Raw genomic sequence first — 15,766 nt, forward strand, 5'->3', positions numbered from 1 at the left:
CACGAGGCTACAAGGTTTCGGCTGTTCTGGAGTGAACATGGCTGACCAGTCCGGCATTTGATCGACGCTGAGAGCGTTTTGGAACCGGGCCACCCGGCGCAAAAGCCCGGCGGTTCTTTGCGGTGTATTTACCTGAAAGCATGTCATGAAACTTCATTTCGGCCTGACCGGCAGAAGCTATCTCGTCACTGGCGCAAATTCAGGTATCGGCCGGGCGATTGCGATGGCACTCGCCGAGCAGGGTGCCAACGTTGCCGTCCATTATCTTCATGCTTCCGCCAAACCGTCCGGAGCGGCACATACTGTTCTTGGTGAGGAGGCGGCCGCTGAGGTTGCCGAACATATACGCCGGCTTGGAGGGCCCGGAGGACATAGCCGATGCCGTGTTGTTTCTGTTGAGCGACGCCTCATCGTGGATTACGGTGCAAGTCATACAGGTCGCTGGCGGTCACGCGCTTTGAGAGGACCATTATCCCGCTGCCCGCCAAGCCGCTCACGGCCACTTCACCACCGGAGGCAGGCTGGAAAGGATGGAGGCGACGTTGCCTCCGGTCTTCAGCCCGAACACCGTGCCCCGATCGTAGAGCAGGTTGAACTCCACGTAGCGGCCGCGCCGCACGAGCTGCTCCTCGCGGTCCGCCTCCGTCCAGTTCGTGTTGAAGTTCTTCCGTACGAGATGCTGGTAGACCACCAGGAAGCCGCGTCCGACGTCCTGCGTGAACGCGAAATCCGCGTCCCAGCCGCCCTTCTCCTCGGGGCTCTTTAGCCAGTCATAGAAGATGCCGCCGATGCCGCGCGGCTCTCCGCGGTGCGGCAGGAAGAAATATTCGTCGCACCAGCGTTTGAATTTCTCGTAATCGGCCACCGCAGCATGCTTTTCGCACACGAAGCGCATCGCCTTGTGGAAGGCGATAGTGTCCGCATCATCCTGGGTGCGACGCCGGTCAAGCACCGGCGTCAGGTCCGCGCCGCCACCAAACCACTGCCGCGTCGTCACCACCATGCGCGTGTTCATGTGGACGGCGGGGACGTTCGGGTTCTGCGGATGGGCGATCAATGAGATGCCGGAAGCCCAGAAACGCGGGTCTTCCTCCCCGCCCGGAATCTGTTTGCGGAAATCCGGCGAGAACTCACCGAACACGGTGGACGTATGCACGCCCACCTTCTCGAAAACGCGGCCGTGCATAATCGACATCACGCCCCCGCCGCCCGCGCCCCCCTCGCGCTGCCAGGGCGTTCGCTCGAAACGGCCGGGCTGGCGGTCTGAAAGCGGCCCGGAAAGTTCATCCTCGAGCTGTTCGAAGGCGGCGCAGATGCGGTCGCGCAGCGTTTCGAACCAGATTCGCGCCTTTTCCTTCTTCGCCTCGATATCCTCCGGCAGGCCGGCCGGTATGTCGGGTCGCTCCATGACTTCCTGCAGTTTGAACTCCGGTTGTGGCGAGTGCGCCAAACTTTGCTTAAGGACATAGGACTCGCAATTTTCCCCCGCGATCCCTAATCTCCTTGTCTGTCGGGTCAAGGAGTTCTTTTGTGCGTGTGCCCGCCAAACCACCACTGGAAGCGCTGAAGCGCAGCCTGGAGAAAAGGCGCGCCAGAGACGGCGAGCGCCTGCCGCGCGACGGTTTTGTGCGCGAAACCTTCTCGCTGCCGCGCGAACAGGCCCGCGCCAAGGCGCGCGAATGGCTGGAGCGCTGGCCCAAGCAGGCCTACTGGACCGAGATCGAAAGCTGGGCCGAACGCCCCGGCGATGTCATCGAGTTCACCATGCGCCGCCTGCCCAGCGCGGACTGACCGCTGCCGCCTATTGAGCCAACAGCGCCGTTTCCCTCTTGACCTCAACTTAGCTTGAGGATGTAGCCGCTTGCCTTCCAACAGAAGGGTGCGCCATGATCCTCGGCACGGATGGTTTTTCCTCCACCGTCTCAGCCCAGCTGCCGCAGCGCTTCGCCGCAGGCCATGGCGGCCGTCAGCGAGACGTTGAGGCTGCGTGCCTCCTCCCGCATGGGGATCACAAGCCGGTAGTCGGCGGCATTGTGCACGTGTTCCGGCACGCCGGCCGACTCGCGGCCGAAAAGCAGGATGTCGCCCTCGCGGAAGTTGAAGGCCGTGTAGGGCACGGAAGCGGCCGTCGTGAACAGGATGACCCGGCGCTCCTCCTCGCGTCGCCAGCGCTCGAAATCCTCCCAAGACGCGTGGCGGTGCAGCGCGGCCCGTTCGATATAGTCCATGCCCGCCCGTTTCAGCGCCCTGTCGGACAGGTCGAAGCCGGCCGGCTCGATGAGATCGACGTCTACGCCGAGACAGGCGGCCAGCCGCAGGATCGCGCCCGTATTGCCCGGGATGTCGGGTTGGTAAAGCGCGATGCGGAGCCGGTGCTTTCTCATCCTGCCTCTTACTGTGACGTTACGGAAACGGCGCCATCGGAAACGCGGACAAAGCCTCTGGTCAGACGAGGCCAATATGGATATAACGCGCGCGTCTTCAACTGTAACCGCCGGAGAGCGACATGGATAATCCAGTGTTCGTTTCCATTGTGCGGCCCTGGCTTGCGGCCGGGCTCATGGCATGACGGCGGTTTTCGTTCCGAAGCCTCTCTTTTCCCAGTAAACGACGAGCCGAGCGAATCCGCCGGAACCATTTTCCGGAATTCTGCGAGGATTCGCTCGATGTCTGCCAGGTTCCCAAAGGGGCGCGTCGCCTCCGTTACAGGCGTTTCTGCCAAAACCGCGCTTCGGCTGCCGGCTGACAAGGCTGCCACGGCCATGCGGCAAGCTTTCGCCGCCGCGCTTGGCGCAAGACCGCAACCGGGTCATCCGGGAGATTTACTTCGGAAAGATGCGGCCGGCACGAGGCCGCCGGGCGCGGAGCCGCTGGCTCTCCGCATGAAGAACCGCGCCCGGGCGCCCAGCGGCGCCGCACAAGGGACATCGCTGAATCGGATTCTTGAGGACTGATGATGTTTAGCTGGTTTGAAAGAAGACTGCCGCCGTTTCCGGCGGAGGAGCCCGTGGAGCCGCCGAAAACGCTGGTGGCGTTCTGCCTCCATTTCACGCGCGGCGCATGGCCGTATATCGCTGTCGCCGCATGCTCCGCGGCGGTGGTGGCCGTGCTCGAGGTGTGGCTGTTCTCCTTCCTCGGCAACATCGTCGATTGGCTGGCCGACAAGGACCGCGCGACCTTCCTTCAGGAGGAGGGCTGGCGGCTTGCCGGCATGGCCTTCGTCATCCTGGTGCTTCTGCCGGGCGCGGTGCTCTTCCATTCGCTGGTGATGGACCAGGTGCTCATGGGCAACTATCCCATGCGCATCCGCTGGCAGGTCCACCGCTACCTGCTCAAGCAGTCGATGAGCTTCTATCAGGACGAGTTCGCCGGCCGCATCGCCACCAAGCTGATGCAGACCGCGCTTGCCGTGCGGGAGGTCGTGCTGAAGCTCGTAGACGTCCTGAACTATGTCATCGTCTATTTCATCGGCGTGCTGGTGATCGCAAGCTCGGCGGATATGCGCCTGGCCGCGCCCCTCATCGCATGGCTGGTGGGCTACATCTGCCTTCTGCGCTACTTCATTCCGCGTCTCGGGCGCGTTTCGCAGGAGCAGGCGGATGCGCGCTCCGTCATGACCGGCCGCGTGGTCGACAGCTATACCAACATCCAGACGGTGAAGCTTTTCTCCCATGCCCGCCGCGAGAGCGCATTCGCGCGGGAGAGCATGGTCGGCTTCCTTGGCACCGTCTACCGGCAGATGCGGCTGATCACGGGCCTGAACGGCATGCTCTACCTGCTCAATTCGCTCTGCCTGTTCACGGTGGGCGCCGTCTCCATATGGCTGTGGCTCGGCGAGGCCGTCAGTGTCGGCGCCGTCGCCGTGGTGCTCGGCCTGGTGCTAAGGCTGTGGGGCATGTCGCAGTGGATCATGTGGGAGATGACGATGCTGTTCGAGAACATCGGCACCGTTCAGGACGGCATCGGCTCCATCTCCCTGCCGCGGCTTGTCGAGGACAAGCCCAATGCCAGGGAACTCACCGTTACGAAGGGCGAGATCGTCTTCGACCGCATCCGCTTCCACTACGGTAAGAAGGGCGGTGTGATCGAGGATCTTTCGCTCGTGATCAAGCCCGGCGAGAAGGTGGGACTCGTCGGCCGCTCGGGTGCGGGCAAGTCCACGCTCGTCAACCTGCTTCTGCGCTTCTACGACCTCGAGGGCGGGCGCATCCTCATCGACGGCACTGACATCGCCGACGTGCAGCAGGACAGCCTGCGCGCCCAGATCGGCATGGTCACGCAGGACACCTCGCTCCTTCACCGCTCCGTCCGTGACAACATCCTTTACGGGCGGCCGGATGCGACCGACGATATGGTGATCGAGGCGGCTCGGCGCGCCGAGGCTCTGGACTTCATCAAGGACCTGCACGACATAAAGGGACGCAGAGGCCTCGACGCGCATGTGGGCGAACGCGGCGTGAAGCTGTCCGGTGGCCAGAGGCAGCGTATCGCGATCGCCCGTGTCATGCTGAAGGACGCGCCGATCCTGATCCTCGACGAGGCGACTTCGGCGCTCGATTCGGAAGTGGAAGCGGCCATTCAGGAGAACCTGTACCGCCTCATGGAGGGCAAGACAGTGATCGCCATCGCCCACCGCCTGTCGACCATCGCCGCCATGGACCGGCTGGTGGTGATGGATCAGGGCCGCATCGTCGAGGAAGGCACTCACGACGAGCTCATCGCCAGAGGCGGGCTTTATGCGCAGCTCTGGCAGCGCCAGTCGGGCGGCTTCCTGGACGTGGAGCATACAGCGGAGGCTGCCGAGTGAAGAATGCGGTCAAAGAGGGGGATGACATCAGGCTGAGCATCGGCGAGCGCCTGTGGCGGCGTGCCGAAGGCGTCATCGACCCCTTCGGCGACACCGAGCGGGAGGTGCTGCCGACGGAGGCCTTCAGGTTCATCCTCTTCTTCGCGCGGCAGGCGAAAGGACCCTTCATCCTTCTGCTCGTCATCGGCGGTCTGGCCGGCCTGGTGGATGCCGGGCTCTATTGGGGGCTGGGCAAACTGATCGACATTCTCGATGCATCCACCCCCGCCACCCTCCTTGAGGATCACTGGCCGATGCTCGCGGGCCTTGCCTTCCTCGTGCTCTTCGCGCGGGCGGCGGTTATGCTCGCCAATACGGTGCTTGAGGAGCAGGTCATCGCTCCATCCTTTTATCAGCGCGTGCGGTGGCAGTCCTTCCGCCGCGTGATGGACCAGCCCTACGAGTTCTATCAGAACGATTTTGCCGGCCGCATAGCCACCAAGATCATGCAGGGAGGCGAGGCGACGGGCGATTTCATCGTCTCGGCGCTCCAGACGATGTGGAGCTTTCTCACCTTCCTGCTGCTTACGGGCACGATCCTCACCGCGCTCGATCCGCTGCTCGGGCTGGTGCTCGCCCTCTGGTTCGCCGCGTTTGTGGTGGCTGCGCGCTATCTTCTGCCGCCGCTACGCGAGGCGGGTCGGCGCCGCGCGGACGAACGCTCGATCCTCAACGGCCGCATGGTGGACGCCTTCACCAACATCATGGCCGTGAAGCTTTACGACAGCGGCAAGCGCGAGCACGCCTATGTGCGCGAGGGCATGGCCCGGCTGCTCGCAGCGGTGCGCAATCTCGCGCGCGCCATCACCCGCGTGCGCGCCACGGTCTTCATTCTGAACGGCATCATGATGACGGCCGTCGGCACCCTCGCTGTGATGAGCTGGATGAACGGAACCGCCACAACCGGCGAGATCGCCGCCGCGTTGGGGCTCGTCTTCCGCCTCAACCAGTCGTCCGGATACATCATGTTCTCCGTCAACGGTCTGATACGGGCCTATGCCACCGTACAGGACGCCACGGGCGTGATCTCGCGCAGGCCGGCCATTCGGGACGCGCCGGACGCGCGCGTGCTGGAGAAGGGCAGGGGCGACATCCGATTCGAGAACGTCTCGTTCCACTACGGCCGTGAAGGCGGCATCATCGAAAATCTCAGCCTGCACATCAGGCCGGGCGAACGGGTGGCGCTTGTCGGCCCCTCCGGTGCGGGCAAGACCACGATCGTCAATCTCATGCTCCGGCTGTTCGATGTGGAGGAGGGCCGCATCCTCTTCGACGGGCACGACATTCGCGAGGTGACCCAGGCGTCGCTGCGCGCCCAGTTCGGCGTCGTCAGCCAGGAGCCGATGCTGATGCACCGCTCCATCCGCGACAACATCGCCTACGGAAAGCCCGGTGCGAGCGAGGAGGAGATCATCGCCGCGGCCAAGCGTGCCTCCGCGCATGATTTCATCCTTGAGGTGAGGGACCCGAAAGGCCGCACGGGCTACGATGCGCATGTGGGCGAGCGCGGGGTCAAGCTCTCGGGCGGCCAGCGCCAGCGCATCGCGATCGCCCGCATGATGCTGAAGGACGCGCCCATCCTCATCCTGGACGAAGCGACCTCTTCGCTGGATTCGGAGATCGAGGCGGCGATTCAGGAGAACCTTGCCAAGATGATGGAAGGCAAGACGGTGATAGCCATCGCCCATCGCCTCTCCACCATCGCTGCGCTTGATCGCGTGATCGTGCTCGACCGCGGCCGCATCGTCGAGGAAGGTACGCATGAGGAGCTGACGCGCCGCGGCGGCCTTTACGCCGATCTGTGGAAACGCCAGTCCGGCGGCTTTCTGGAGAAAAGGCTCGCGGCGGAATAGGCGGCTGTCGGCCTACCCTTCACGCTGCTTGCAGCGGACAATTATGGCTGCTGCCGTCCTTTCGCCTGCAAGTCAACCCCACTGTCACCGGCATCCCCCCCGTGCCGGACCGATAGGCAAATCCGCCAGCTGCCGCTCGTTCATGTGCCGCAAGGCAGGATGGGAGAGCGGATCGCAACGCCATCTTTTCTCTTCCTCGGCATGATCCTCAGAGGCCCGCCGCGTGCCCGCGAGTCCGCGCATATATCTCAAGGTACGCAAGAAAATGTGTATCATGGTGAGCATCCTCCGAGCGTTCGACCCGAAGAATTCTCAGCCAATCCCTGGTTTTTACAATGGAGAATGAATGGCGATTGTTTTAGAAAAACTATATGCAGAGTCTCAACCGTGTCCATCTCAATGCTCTTCGCGCGGTCGAAGCGGTACTGCGACTCGGGTCGCTTTCGGCGGCGGCTGATGAGCTCGGCGTCACTCCCGGAGCGGTGAGCCAGCACATCATCCGCTGTGAGCAGCAGCTTGGTCGCAGCCTTTTCGAGCGCACGTCCCGTGGGCTGGCGCCCACCGCCTTTGGGCGGGAGATTGCCGGCTTGCTGTACGAAGGCTTTTCCAGATTGGAACAGGCCGTCGCCCTGTCGCGCCGGCACGCCGACACGCTGCTTACCATTTCCGTCGCACCGGTCTTCGCGGCCAAGTGGCTGGTGCCGCGGCTCGCCCAATTCTCCGCGCGGCATCCCGAGTTGCGCCTGAGGCTCGACGCCTCGGTCGGCCTCGTCAACCCGGACACGTCCGACATCGATCTTGCGATCCGCGTCGGCGAGGGTGGGTGGTCGGGGGTCAAGGCGGAGTTCGTACTGCCTCTAGAGGTCTTTCCCGTCTGCACGCCGGCGCTCGCCGGACGGCTCAGGACGCCGCGCGATCTTCTGTCGGCACCCATCGTCCGAGACGCCAACTCCACAATAAGCTGGGACGTATGGCTTTCTCCTTTCGGGCTCAGCGAGAAGGACCTGCCTGCCGGTGACAGTTTCACCGATGCCGCGCTGGCGCTCGATGCGGCGATCGCCGGGCAGGGCGTGCTGCTCGCCTGGCCGTTTCTTGCGGACTATGCCCTTTCCACCGGTCTCCTCGTGCGACCGTTCGAGGAGATCGCGCGCACCGGAGACAGTTATTGGCTGGTGACGTCGCAAAACCGCCCGGAACCCAAGCGGGTGAGGGACTTCAAGGACTGGTTGAGGCAGGAGATCGCCGCCACTGCCGCGAAGTACAAATCGTGAGCGCCCGCCTTGTCTTGGCACGACATGGCTCCACATATCCGTGCTATGGTAAACCTGCTGCGAAAGAGAGGAGGAACGGATGATGAAAGAATTTCATTGCGGTTCGCTCGTTCCCGGGTGCGACTGGCATACGCGCGCCGAGGAGGAGGCGGAGGTGATCCGCAGGGCGGTTGAGCATATGCGCCAGGCCCATGGCGAGACCATCATCCGCGAAAGCATGATAGAGGCGATCCGTTCGCGCATTGTGGAGGCAAGGGACGCCGCCTGACCGGCGCCCGCCCAAGATGGCGAGGAGGAGCGCCGGGGCGTCGTGCAGCGGTGCCAGATTAACGCCGCTCTTCGTCAAGTATGTTCAAAAGTTCCTCGCGTCCAAGCTTGAAGCCGGATGCGATCCAGGCCTCTTCCAGCCGGTTGAGCGTGGCACCCATGGCTTCGCCGGGCGCCAAGCCATGGGCAAGCAGGTCTTTGCCGCGCAAGGGGAAGACGGGCCGTTGCCATCGGCCCAGGATGTCGAGCAGCCGCTGATAGCCGGCCGCCGCCATGAGCGCGTCATCGTTCTGGGCGGCCTGAGCGCGCGCGGCGGCCAGAGCGAGCTTGAGGCGCCGCTCGATTCCGTCGCCTCCCGCCCGGTAAAGCAGCCTTTCAAACTCGGCCTCCTCGAGCGCGGGGGAGGGCGCAGGCGCCTCCGCCCAGCCCGTCAACGCCTCGGCTTCGGCTCGTGAGAAGCGAAGCCGCCGTGCAAGCGCCGCCGCGCGCTCCGCGTCCGGCGGCAGAATGGCCGCGAGCCTGAGCAGCGGGTCCACCTCCCAGCCGAGATCCCGTTCGGCCCGGACCAGCCCGTGAATGGCGTCGATGCCCCATTTGTCCCCTTCCGGCAGCACCGCCGCCAGAACGCCCGTCTGCCGCATCCACAGCAGCGCGCGGGAGGGATCGGGCGCGCTGAAGAGCTTTTTCAGTTCGTTCCACACGCGCTCGGCCGAAAGGTTGGCGAGTCCGTCCTTGAGCCGGGCGCAGGCCTTCAGCCCTTCCGCGTCCGGCCGCCCGCAACCGTACCAGGCGAAGAAGCGGAAGAAGCGCAGGATGCGCAGATAGTCCTCCCGAATCCGCTCTTCCGCAACGCCGATGAAGCGCAGCGTGCGCGACTGCAGATCGGGCAGTCCGCCCACGAGATCGATGACGCGCCCGTCCGCTTCCGCGTAAAGCGCGTTGATGGTGAAGTCGCGCCGCTCGGCGTCCGCCTTCCAGTCGCGGCCGAAGACAACCCGGGCGCGGCGGCCGAAGGTTTCCACATCGGCCCTTAGCGTCGTCACCTCATAGGCCTTGCCTTTCGCTACCACCGTGATGGTTCCATGCTCGTAGCCGGTGGGAACGGCCTTGAACCCCGCCCCCTGCGCCCGCCTTATGGTTTCGTCCGGTAATGTCGTCGTGGCGATGTCGATATCCGACACCGCCTGGCCCAGAAGCGCGTTGCGCACCGCGCCTCCGGCGATGCGCGCCTCCTCGCCGTCTTCGTTGAGGGCCGCGAGAAGCTTCTGCAACCCGCCTTCACGAAGCCAGGGTGCGGCGGCGATGCTGGCTTCCTCGGGCGAAGCATCGGTCATCGGGCATACAGCCTTTCATAGAGCATGTGGAGAATTCCGGCGGTAATGCCCCAAATGAAGCGCTCGCCATAAGGCATTGTATAGTAGAATCGTTCCCGCTCCTTCCAGATGCGGCTTTCCCGTATGTGGTTGGCCGGATCCATAAGGAAGGAAAGCGGCACTTCGAAGATGTCCTCCACTTCGTCGGCATTGAGCACCGGCAAGAAGTCGGGCCGGACGACGGAAAGCACCGGCCGGATGCGATAGCCACTCCCGGTCACATAGTCGGGCATACGCCCCACCACCTCGACCAGCGAGCGGTCAAGACCAATCTCCTCTTCCGCCTCGCGCAGGGCCGCATGCTCGGGCGAGAGGTCCGTCGGGTCGATGCGCCCGCCCGGAAACGCGATCTGGCCGGAATGGCTGCGCAGGCTCGTCGTGCGCTGGGTCAGTATGACAGTGGCCTTGTCGCCGCGGTCCACCACAGGCACAAGCACGGCGGCATCGCGCAGGCGCGCCTGCAGGATGAGGTCCTTCAGGTCCGGGTTCAGCCTGTGGTCGCCGTAATCGTCCGGCGCGAAGTGCGGGTTCTGCGCGGCGGCGCGACGGCGGAACTCCGCGGCGGAAAAGAGCGATCCGGTTGCGGCCTCGGTGGTCATCGCGTGGCGGCCTCCAGCACGTCCACCGGCATAATTGGGAAAACCGCCCCGCGTGAACGCACGGCAAACATGCGCCGGCCCTCCAGTTCCACCTCCTCGCCGAGATTCATCAGCTCATAGGTGACCGGCCGCGCCAGGAGCGCCTCCAGCCGCCCGCGCACGAGCACGTAAGGCTTCGTTCCGGCCGTCTTTTCCTCCTCCGTAAAGCGGATCGGGTGATCGGGGCCTGCCTCCACCACGTCGCCGACATTGGTGCGGAAGGTGATGACCTGCTCCTCGCCCTGACCCGTCACGGCCATCTCGACCGCGATGAAGGGCGCGTCCTCGACGCGAATGCCCGCTTTTTCCACCGGTGTGACGAGATAGGTCCGGCCGTCCTCGTCCTTGCGCAGCACCGAGGAAAACAGCTCGACGAGAGCCTGGCGGATGATCGGTGTGCCCTGGTAGAACCAGGTGCCGTCGGCCTTGATCTCCATGTCGATGTCGCCGCAGAAGGGCGGATTCCAGCGCTCCACGGGCGGCGCTCCCTTGCCGGCGCGCGCAGCCCTGGCGATCAGGGCGGAAAGCCCGGCGGCATCGCCAGCTCGCAAAAGCGTGTCCGTTCCTTCCTGAATCCCTGCCTCCTGTCGGCCCATGGTCACGAAATAGTCACTGTTGTTCGGCTTGTCAGCCTTATGATCTCATCTAATTTTCCAATCAGGTGAGACATAGCGATAATCAGGTAGAACTTAGCGATTCCTGTATCGCAACGGCAGCCGCTTCGGCAAAGCGCAAGGGACAAGCCGCATGAGCATTATCGCCAGGGAACATGACACCGGCGCCCGGCGCCTCGACGAGAAGGAGATGGTGGCCGCGGCCGAAGCTGCCCTGGCCGACATCGCGCGCGTGCGCGAAGGTGTGGGGCGCGTGATCTTCGGTCAGGAGGCCGTGGTCGAGCGCGCCCTGGTCGCCCTTCTCGCCGGCGGGCATGCGCTGCTGGTCGGCGTGCCAGGGCTTGCCAAGACCAAGCTCGTGGAAACGCTCGGCATCGTCCTCGGCCTCGACACCGGGCGTATCCAGTTCACGCCGGACCTCATGCCATCCGACATCCTGGGCTCGGAGGTCATGGAGCAGGACGAGAAGGGACGCCGCTCCTTCCGCTTTATCCCGGGTCCGATTTTCGCCCAGCTTCTGATGGCCGACGAGATCAACCGGGCAAGCCCGCGCACGCAGTCGGCGCTTCTGCAGTCCATGCAGGAATATCATGTCACCGTCGCGGGCAAGCGCTACGACCTACCGTCGCCTTTCCATGTGCTCGCCACGCAAAACCCGCTCGAGCAGGAAGGCACCTATCCGCTGCCAGAAGCGCAGCTCGACCGCTTCCTGATGCAGATCGACGTCTCCTACCCCGAACTGGACGCGGAGCGGCGCATTCTTCTGGAAACCACGGGCGTGGAGGAAGCGCGCCCGGCAAACGTGCTTGCGGCGGAGCGGCTGAAGGAGATCCAGATGCTGATCCGGCGCATGCCCGTTCCCGAAAGCGTGGTCGAGGCGATCCTGAAGCTTGTCCGCTCGGCCCGTCCTGGTTTCGGCCATGCCGATACCGACCGGCACGTGGGCTGGGGGCCGGGGCCACGGGCTAGCCAGGCGCTCACCCTGTGCGCCAGGGCGCGGGCGCTTTACGACGGCAGGCTGGCCCCGTCGGTGGATGATGTACGCGCGCTTGCGGAGCCGGTTCTGCAGCACCGCATGGCGCTCACCTTCGCCGCACGCGCGGAGGGGATGAGTGTGCGCGGCGTGATTGCCCGGCTGGTCGAGGCGCTGGAATGATCGTGCGAAAGCGAGGCCTATGGCGCGCATAGGTGAGGCCACCGCTCCCGTAGAAGTGCAGGACGCATTGGTCCGCGCGCGCACGCGCGCCTCCTTTGTGCCCGACCTCTTGGTGGAGGCGCGCCGCGTCGTCAACAATGTTATCGCCGGGTGGCATGGCCGCCGCAGGCGCGGCATCGGCGAGAATTTCTGGCAGTTTCGGCCCTATGTGGAAGGCGAGGCCGTCGCCCGCATCGACTGGCGGCGCTCCGCGCGCGACGATCATATCTACGTACGTGATCGGGAATGGGAGGCCGCGCACACGGTTTGGCTATGGGCCGACCGGTCGCCCTCCATGCTCTTCCGCTCCTCCTTGGCGGAGGTGTCGAAGGAATCGCGTGCGCTGGTGCTCGTTCTCGCTCTGGCCGAACTGCTTTCGCGCAGCGGCGAGCGCATCGCCTGGCCCGGCCTTTCCGATCCCTTTGCCGCCCGCAACGGGGCCGAGCGGTTGGCCCAGTATGTCGCCCATGCCGAAAAGGTGCCCGCGCGTCCGGACCTTGCGCCAGTGCGCCGCTTTTCGGACGTCGTGATTGCAAGCGACTTCCTGGACGAGCCGGAGGAAACCATGGCCTGGCTCGACCGATTGGTGCGCATCGGGGCGCGCGCTCATCTGATCGAGGTGGCGGACCCGGCCGAGGAGACCTTCCCCTATTCGGGCCGCACCGAATTCCACGACCCCGAAACCGGGGAACGGCTGACGGCCGGCCGCGCGGAGACCTTCGGCGAGGACTATCGCCGGCTCTATCTCGCCCGGCGGGAGACGCTTGCCCGCTGGTGCAAGAAACTCGGCTGGAGCTACACGGTCAATCATACCGACCGGCTTGCTTCCGAAGCGCTGATCCGCGTGCACACCGCGATGACGGCGGAGCTGGATACGGGCCGATGAACTTTCTTCCGCTCTCCTTCGGCGCACCGATGGTGCTTTGGGGTCTGATCGCCCTGCCGGTAATCTGGTGGCTTCTGAGGCTCACGCCGCCCCGGCCGCAGCAGGAAACCTTCCCGCCGCTTGCGATCCTGGCGCGCATCGTCCGGCGCGAGGAAACACCGCACAAGAGCCCCTGGTGGCTGACCCTCTTGAGGCTGGTGCTTGCCGCACTCGTCATCCTTGCGCTGGCCGATCCCGTCGTCAATCCGCGCGAGAGGGTAGCGGTCTCCGGCGAAGGGCTCGCCATCGTTCTCGACAACGGATGGTCGAGCGCGCCCGACTGGGACCGCCGCGTGGCGACCGCGGAACGGCTCATCGAAGACGCCCGTGAAAACGGCCAGCCGGTCATCCTGGCCCTGACCGCCGAGCGGCCGGCGCAGGAGATCGGACCGTTCGATGCCGATAGTGCGCTTCAGCGGCTGAACGCGGCCGAGCCGCGCCCTGTGCCGACCGACCGGCCCGCGATCTATGCTCGCGTCGCAGATGCGCTCGTCGAGTTGCCCGGTGCCTCGCTGGCGATTTTGACGGACGGGCTTGCCGCGCCCGGCGACGAGGCCGCCTTTGCCGAACTTCTCGGCCAGAACCTCTCCGAAGTCTTGTGGATCGAGCCGGACTCTCTCTCCTTCGTGGCGCTGGCCGACAGCGCGAACGAGCCCGAGCGTTTCACCGTTACCGCCGTCCGCCCTGAGGGGCAGAACGCACCGCGCCAGGTAGTCGCCTACGCATCCGACGAGCAGGGGCGGCGCATTGCCGAAACGGTGATCAGCTTCGGGCCGGGCGAAGCGCGCGCCACCGGACGGATGCAGGTGCCCTTCGAGCTGCGCAACGACTTCGCCTCCATCGGCATCGACGGTGAAAGCCATGCCGGCGCCCTGAGGCTGCTCGATGAGAATGCGCGCCGGCGGCGTGTTGGATTGATAGCCCAGTCCGAGGCGGACGGGGCGCAGCCGCTTCTCTCGCCGCTCTACTATATCCGGCGCGCGCTGGGTCCCTATGCCGACCTTGTCGAACCCTCGCATCCGGAGCTGACGGAAGCCATTCCGGAACTTCTGGAGCAGAAGCCCGCGGCGATCGTCATGGCGGATGTCGGCACGCTGCCCGACTCCGTTCGCGATTCCCTTGTGGAATGGATGCACGCGGGCGGAACGCTTATTCGCTTTGCCGGGCCGCGCATGGCGGCTGCGGAGCATGACGAGGAGCTGATGCCCGTCCGCCTGCGCGGCGGCGAGCGCTCGCTGGGCGGTGCGCTCTCCTGGTCCGAACCGCAGCCGGTGACGGATTTTCCCCCGAACGGCCCCTTCTCTGATCTTTCGCCTCCGCGCGAGGTGACCGTCAGCCGACAGGTGCTGGCGGAGCCTTCCGCAGACATCGTGGAGCGGACCTGGGCCAGTCTCGCGGACGGAACCCCCCTCGTCACAGGCGCGCCGCGCGGCGAGGGCAGGGTGATCCTGTTCCACGTCACTCCGGAGGCGACATGGTCCACCCTGCCGATCTCCGGCACTTTCGTGGAAATGCTGCGGCGCATCGTGCAGCTTTCGCGAAACCAGGGCAATCTCGCCGCGGAAGCGCAGGATTCGGCCCAGCGGCTTGCGCCTTATCGTATGATTTCCGCCACCGGAACGCTGGTGCCGCCGGGGCCGGAGGCGGAGCCGCTCACCCCCTCGGACGACGCGCCGGTGACGCTTGCAAACCCGCCCGGGTATTACGGCTCGGAGGAGGGCGTGGTGGCGCACAATCTTCTGGAGCCTGACGTGGAATTGGCGCCGCTTGCGCGCCCAGAAATTCCGGTGCCGGTGGCCGAGGCGGCCTACGCCTTTGATGAATCGCGCCCGCTCAAGGGTCCGCTGATACTTGCCGCGCTCGCTCTTCTTGCCCTCGACACTCTGGCCGTCCTGTGGCTCGGCGGGCAGCTGCGGCGGCGCCGGCTCCGGCGGGCGGCAACTGCGGCTTCTGTTCTCGCCGCCGTTTTGCTGCTGCCCCTTATGGTGCCGGACCGGGCGCTTGCGCAGTCGGATGAGCCGCAGCCCGGCGATGCCGAGGCGATCGCAGCGACCTCGGTTACGCGGATAGCCTATGTGATTACCGGCGTCTCCTCCCTCGATGCCGTCAGCCGCGCCGGTATCCGCGGCCTGTCGCAGTTTCTGGCGGAAAAGACGGCGCTGGAGCCCGGCGAGCCGGCCGGTGTCGACATCGCCACCGACGAGCTTTCCTTCTATCCCCTGATCTACTGGCCCATCGACGCCGGCGCGCCGATGCCCTCCGAGCAGGCGATTGCCCGCATCGACGCCTATATGCAGCAGGGCGGCACGGTGCTCTTCGACACGCGGGACCAGTACTCCGCCGGCTTCGGCGCCCAGGGGGCGGTAAGCCCCGAGACGCAGCGCCTGCGCGACATCCTCTCCGGGCTCAACGTGCCCCCGCTGGAACCGGTGCCGGAGGACCATGTGCTCACCAAGGCCTTTTACATCCTCGATGAGTTTCCCGGCCGCTACCGGGGCGCGCCTCTGTGGGTCGAGGCCTCGATCACGGCCGAAAGCCGGGCCGACAGGCCGGTGCGGACCGGTGACGGCGTCACACCGATCATGATCACAGGCAACGATCTGGCCGGAGCCTGGGCGATCGACAACAGCGGGGAGCCGCTGCTTCCCACCGTTCCGTCCGATCCGATGCAGCGGGTCTATGCCTACCGCGCGGGCGTCAACATCATGATGTACATGCTGACCGGCAACTACAAGTCGGACCAGGTGCACGTGCCGGCCATTCTCGAAAGACTTGGGCAGTAGG

General features: G+C 65.1%; 13 protein-coding genes and 1 pseudogene. 9 read left to right on the forward strand and 5 right to left on the reverse strand.

All coding sequences use genetic code 11. The features are described from left to right. Positions 1-145 precede the first annotated feature (145 nt). Positions 146-280, forward strand: a pseudogene (locus NYR54_RS19415) (SDR family NAD(P)-dependent oxidoreductase); the annotation flags it as partial. A gap of 213 nt (positions 281-493) precedes the next feature. On the opposite strand, the gene hemF reads toward NYR54_RS19415, so the two are convergent. Then, positions 494-1,408, reverse strand: a complete 915-nt coding sequence (gene hemF, locus NYR54_RS12680) for an oxygen-dependent coproporphyrinogen oxidase (RefSeq protein WP_261516029.1) — start codon at positions 1,406-1,408, stop codon at positions 494-496. 122 nt (positions 1,409-1,530) lie between these two features. Here hemF and NYR54_RS12685 point away from each other — a divergent pair, with 122 nt between their 5' ends. Further along, positions 1,531-1,791 carry a hypothetical protein gene (locus NYR54_RS12685; RefSeq protein ID WP_261516030.1) on the forward strand — a complete coding sequence of 87 codons (261 nt, stop codon included), beginning with the start codon at positions 1,531-1,533 and terminating at the stop codon, positions 1,789-1,791. 131 nt (positions 1,792-1,922) lie between these two features. Here NYR54_RS12685 and NYR54_RS12690 read toward each other — a convergent pair whose 3' ends face one another. Beyond that, entirely contained in the window at positions 1,923-2,384 is a 462-nt protein-coding gene (locus NYR54_RS12690) for a tRNA (cytidine(34)-2'-O)-methyltransferase (protein ID WP_261516031.1), read from the reverse strand. 572 nt (positions 2,385-2,956) lie between these two features. Here NYR54_RS12690 and NYR54_RS12695 point away from each other — a divergent pair. The 4 genes from NYR54_RS12695 (at position 2,957) to NYR54_RS12710 (ending at position 8,238) form a co-directional block, all read left to right on the forward strand. Continuing rightward, positions 2,957-4,807, forward strand: a complete 1,851-nt coding sequence (locus tag NYR54_RS12695) for an ABC transporter ATP-binding protein (protein ID WP_261516032.1) — start codon at positions 2,957-2,959, stop codon at positions 4,805-4,807. Beyond that, the gene (locus NYR54_RS12700) at positions 4,804-6,699 is read left to right on the forward strand and encodes an ABC transporter ATP-binding protein (protein ID WP_261516033.1); all 1,896 of its coding nucleotides are present in this window, start codon (positions 4,804-4,806) and stop codon (positions 6,697-6,699) included. Before NYR54_RS12695 ends, NYR54_RS12700 begins: the two co-directional genes overlap by 4 nt. 371 nt (positions 6,700-7,070) lie before the next feature. Next, positions 7,071-7,970, forward strand: coding sequence for a LysR substrate-binding domain-containing protein (locus NYR54_RS12705; RefSeq protein ID WP_261516034.1), 900 nt, complete (start codon positions 7,071-7,073; stop codon positions 7,968-7,970). 82 nt (positions 7,971-8,052) lie between these two features. Further along, a complete protein-coding gene (locus NYR54_RS12710) occupies positions 8,053-8,238 on the forward strand; it encodes a DUF1059 domain-containing protein (protein ID WP_261516181.1) in 186 nt (61 codons plus the stop codon). Positions 8,239-8,296: 58 nt separating this feature from the next. Here the strand turns inward: NYR54_RS12710 and NYR54_RS12715 are convergent, their stop codons facing one another. The 3 genes from NYR54_RS12715 to NYR54_RS12725 are packed head-to-tail and all read right to left on the reverse strand — an operon-like array spanning position 8,297 to position 10,844. Next, on the reverse strand, positions 8,297-9,571 hold the full coding sequence (locus tag NYR54_RS12715; RefSeq protein ID WP_261516035.1) for a CCA tRNA nucleotidyltransferase: 1,275 nt from the start codon (positions 9,569-9,571) through the stop codon (positions 8,297-8,299). Continuing rightward, on the reverse strand, positions 9,568-10,209 hold the full coding sequence (locus NYR54_RS12720; RefSeq protein ID WP_261516036.1) for a CoA pyrophosphatase: 642 nt from the start codon (positions 10,207-10,209) through the stop codon (positions 9,568-9,570). The genes NYR54_RS12715 and NYR54_RS12720 overlap by 4 nt, the downstream gene beginning before the upstream one ends. Next, the gene (locus NYR54_RS12725; RefSeq protein WP_261516182.1) at positions 10,206-10,844 is read right to left on the reverse strand and encodes a DUF1285 domain-containing protein; all 639 of its coding nucleotides are present in this window, start codon (positions 10,842-10,844) and stop codon (positions 10,206-10,208) included. The genes NYR54_RS12720 and NYR54_RS12725 overlap by 4 nt, the downstream gene beginning before the upstream one ends. Before the next feature lie 151 nt (positions 10,845-10,995). Between NYR54_RS12725 and NYR54_RS12730 the strand changes: the two genes are divergently transcribed. Genes NYR54_RS12730 through NYR54_RS12740 form a run of 3 tightly spaced genes read left to right on the forward strand, consistent with a single transcriptional unit; the run spans position 10,996 to position 15,765 of the window. Then, a complete protein-coding gene (locus NYR54_RS12730; protein ID WP_261516037.1) occupies positions 10,996-12,018 on the forward strand; it encodes an AAA family ATPase in 1,023 nt (340 codons plus the stop codon). Between the two features lie 19 nt (positions 12,019-12,037). After that, positions 12,038-12,943 carry a DUF58 domain-containing protein gene (locus tag NYR54_RS12735; RefSeq protein WP_261516038.1) on the forward strand — a complete coding sequence of 302 codons (906 nt, stop codon included), beginning with the start codon at positions 12,038-12,040 and terminating at the stop codon, positions 12,941-12,943. Beyond that, positions 12,940-15,765: a DUF4159 domain-containing protein gene (locus NYR54_RS12740; RefSeq protein ID WP_261516039.1), complete on the forward strand. Its 2,826-nt coding sequence runs from the start codon at positions 12,940-12,942 to the stop codon at positions 15,763-15,765. Before NYR54_RS12735 ends, NYR54_RS12740 begins: the two co-directional genes overlap by 4 nt. Position 15,766 lies beyond the last annotated feature (1 nt).

It is taken from the genome of Chelativorans petroleitrophicus (assembly GCF_025398195.1).
Classification (GTDB): Bacteria; Pseudomonadota; Alphaproteobacteria; order Rhizobiales; family Rhizobiaceae; genus Chelativorans; species Chelativorans petroleitrophicus.

Bases quoted from the DNA above. Each gene is read 5' to 3' on its own strand.
- hemF (WP_261516029.1), bottom strand. From the start codon at position 1,408: ATGGAGCGACCCGACATACCGGCCGGCCTGCCGGAGGATATCGAGGCG.
- NYR54_RS12690 (WP_261516031.1), bottom strand. From the start codon at position 2,384: ATGAGAAAGCACCGGCTCCGCATCGCGCTTTACCAACCCGACATCCCG.
- NYR54_RS12695 (WP_261516032.1), top strand. From the start codon at position 2,957: ATGTTTAGCTGGTTTGAAAGAAGACTGCCGCCGTTTCCGGCGGAGGAG.
- NYR54_RS12705 (WP_261516034.1), top strand. From the start codon at position 7,071: ATGCAGAGTCTCAACCGTGTCCATCTCAATGCTCTTCGCGCGGTCGAA.
- NYR54_RS12710 (WP_261516181.1), top strand. From the start codon at position 8,053: ATGAAAGAATTTCATTGCGGTTCGCTCGTTCCCGGGTGCGACTGGCAT.
- NYR54_RS12715 (WP_261516035.1), bottom strand. From the start codon at position 9,571: ATGACCGATGCTTCGCCCGAGGAAGCCAGCATCGCCGCCGCACCCTGG.
- NYR54_RS12720 (WP_261516036.1), bottom strand. From the start codon at position 10,209: ATGACCACCGAGGCCGCAACCGGATCGCTCTTTTCCGCCGCGGAGTTC.
- NYR54_RS12725 (WP_261516182.1), bottom strand. From the start codon at position 10,844: ATGGGCCGACAGGAGGCAGGGATTCAGGAAGGAACGGACACGCTTTTG.
- NYR54_RS12730 (WP_261516037.1), top strand. From the start codon at position 10,996: ATGAGCATTATCGCCAGGGAACATGACACCGGCGCCCGGCGCCTCGAC.
- NYR54_RS12735 (WP_261516038.1), top strand. From the start codon at position 12,038: ATGGCGCGCATAGGTGAGGCCACCGCTCCCGTAGAAGTGCAGGACGCA.
- NYR54_RS12740 (WP_261516039.1), top strand. From the start codon at position 12,940: ATGAACTTTCTTCCGCTCTCCTTCGGCGCACCGATGGTGCTTTGGGGT.